Origin of the sequence: Sulfitobacter sp. 1A13353 (assembly GCF_043557255.1) — a bacterium.
Taxonomy (GTDB): Bacteria; Pseudomonadota; Alphaproteobacteria; order Rhodobacterales; family Rhodobacteraceae; genus Sulfitobacter; species Sulfitobacter faviae.
In genome coordinates, this window is sequence record NZ_JBIFFS010000025.1 from 1 (window position 1) to 2166 (window position 2166).

Annotated in this window: 3 protein-coding genes; all 3 read right to left on the reverse strand. The window is 52.1% G+C overall.

Annotated elements, in window-relative coordinates; translation table 11 throughout:
* A partial coding sequence (locus tag ACGYLO_RS22080; RefSeq protein ID WP_394377458.1) for a hypothetical protein occupies positions 1 to 235 on the reverse strand: 235 nt, incomplete at its 3' end.
* Positions 236 to 475: 240 nt separating this feature from the next.
* A complete protein-coding gene (locus ACGYLO_RS22085) occupies positions 476 to 1075 on the reverse strand; it encodes an IS630 family transposase (protein WP_394377459.1) in 600 nt (199 codons plus the stop codon).
* Positions 1044 to 1583, reverse strand: a complete 540-nt coding sequence (locus tag ACGYLO_RS22090; protein WP_394377460.1) for a transposase — start codon at positions 1581 to 1583, stop codon at positions 1044 to 1046. Before ACGYLO_RS22090 ends, ACGYLO_RS22085 begins: the two co-directional genes overlap by 32 nt.
* Positions 1584 to 2166: the final 583 nt, after the last annotated feature.

Below are 2166 nucleotides of genomic sequence, written 5' to 3' on the forward strand. Positions count from 1 at the left end.
CGATATCATGCCAACGGCCCGTTTTGAGATTGATGCACAATGAATCGATGTTACCTGTGCTGTCAGGATGCTCACTGCGGTACTCTCCAAGGTAGAAAGTGCCCTTTACCCAGTCCATACAGAGTTCGGGAAGGTCCTCCAGCAAAGCTTTCTCGAACGCGTTGTAGTCTTCAATATCCATGGACACCATGCCACATTCTTCCAGGCGGTAGATGTCGGGGTTATACTCTTTCATTTAAGTAACCTCAAAAATGGCAAACGATATTGCGTGCCTATATTAATGGTCAGATCAATTTCTGATGGCAATTGAAGTGAGTAACAGACTTTAATTTATGGCACCCACGTCGTTGCTCAGCAGCCTTGAACTGATATGCTCCATTTCATTACTATCTGTGAATTTAGCAAGTCTCCTGTAGTCCTTTAGGCCAAATCTCCTGTGGAAAACTTCTTACAGAGAAGATGTGTTATACCGCCACTACTTCAAAACCCGAAAGTTTTCGTAGGTTATGACGCGGAAGTTGTCTGAGACCTTGTCGCGGAACTTCGTCCATTCCTGCGGGATGGTTTCACGCATGAATGCAAGGATGGCGTCGGCGAACTGCTTTTGACTTGGGTAGTAGCGATTGTGGGTAACGTATTGATGCAAGACGGCCCAAAGCCGCTCAATGGGATTGAGATGAGGGCAGTAAGGCGGCAGCTGGATCAGATGGATACGGCAAGCTGCCCTGGCGAGGAAGGCTCTGACATCGGGCCCTTTGTGGTAGGCCGCGTTGTCCCAGATGACATGAATGATGCGCTTGTCAGGGTTGCGCGCTTCGATCTTGGTCAGAAGCTGTGCTGCACTGACCCCATCAACGGTTGTGGGCTCGACAAAGGGTGCATCGAAGGTTTCAAGGTTCACAGCCCCATGAATATTCACACGACCGCGCCCTGCCGTGCTGAGAACCGCTGGATTTGATCCTACCTTCACCCAGCCAAACGCAGGCTTGGTCTGGTATTCCGGATGCACCGCATCCGTTGCCCGGCAGTTGATTGCAAGACAATCAATGAGAGGGGGCGAAGTAGACGGCTTCATCCGCTGGTAACTCACGCATCAGGCGGTCGTAGAATGCGATGAAAGCGGCCTGTTTTTCCACGGATGCCACGCGCGGCAGGGGCTTGGGCTTGCGGTATTCAAAGCCCAGTCGGGCCAGAAGTTTAATGCAGCCAGAATGGGAATAGTTCAGACCGCACTCAGCTGCGACATGGGCCCTGATCTCGACCGTCGAGCGACAGAAGCGTGCTTCCAGCCAGGCGCATAAAGCAACCTCCTGTGCCTGTGTCATACGGGACTGACCGCCTTTCCAGCCGTCGAAAGCAAGCGCATCCCAACCATCTTGCAGAAAGGTTTTATGCCAGCCCCGGATGGTATCGTCGTCCAAGTAGAGAAACTTTGCGATCCGAGCACAGCTTTCCCCGTCGTCGAGCAGCAGGATCGCATTTGCCCGGCGGGCAATGCCGTGGTCCTCGCGCTGGCAACGCACGCAAGCCTCAAGCTCGAGGCGGTCTGCTGAGGAAAGAAAGCCGGGGCGGATCATAGACATAGCTGAATCGTTCCAAACCTAGCCGTCAAGACATCAAATTCGGCTTCCGCAGGACTCGGAGTATAAGGTAAAAACACGATGTGGGTTTGGTTGGTAAAGTCAAGATCAAGTGCGTCAATTCGGACTGATGCGGAGCGGTCGATTATGCCCGTCTTCCTACTAATCAGACGGTGTAGTCACGTTAACCCGCTGACTTTTCAAGTTGGCTTGCTGATCGTTGATCAAGCGGCATGTGCAGCGGATTTCCACGCCTCGAATGCTTCGAGCGGCTTTGCCAAGTTGTTTGGCCCCACCTAGTTGGCTGCGGTTTTGAACATGAAAATATCACCGTCAATGCTGGAATTTCTGCTTTTTGTTGCAATGTTTTGGGGATGCGCGGCTTTATTTAAAGTAGACAATGGCAGCGTACTGCGGCCATTGCCTACTGGTCGTCTGTCTTGGCGTCAGACAATCTTTGTTTCGACGTCAATATTGCCCTTTGTCGCATTAGAATAGGGGCAGATGTGGTGGCCGCGTTCTGCGATCTTTTCAGCAACTGCGGCGTCAACACCGGGCATGTTGACGACCAGTTTGACCTTCAGGC

What these genes read in the sequence shown, in the direction of transcription:
- ACGYLO_RS22085 (WP_394377459.1), bottom strand. Translation starts at nt 1,075, where the DNA reads ATGAAGCCGTCTACTTCGCCCCCTCTCATTGATTGTCTTGCAATCAAC.
- ACGYLO_RS22090 (WP_394377460.1), bottom strand. Translation starts at nt 1,583, where the DNA reads ATGTCTATGATCCGCCCCGGCTTTCTTTCCTCAGCAGACCGCCTCGAG.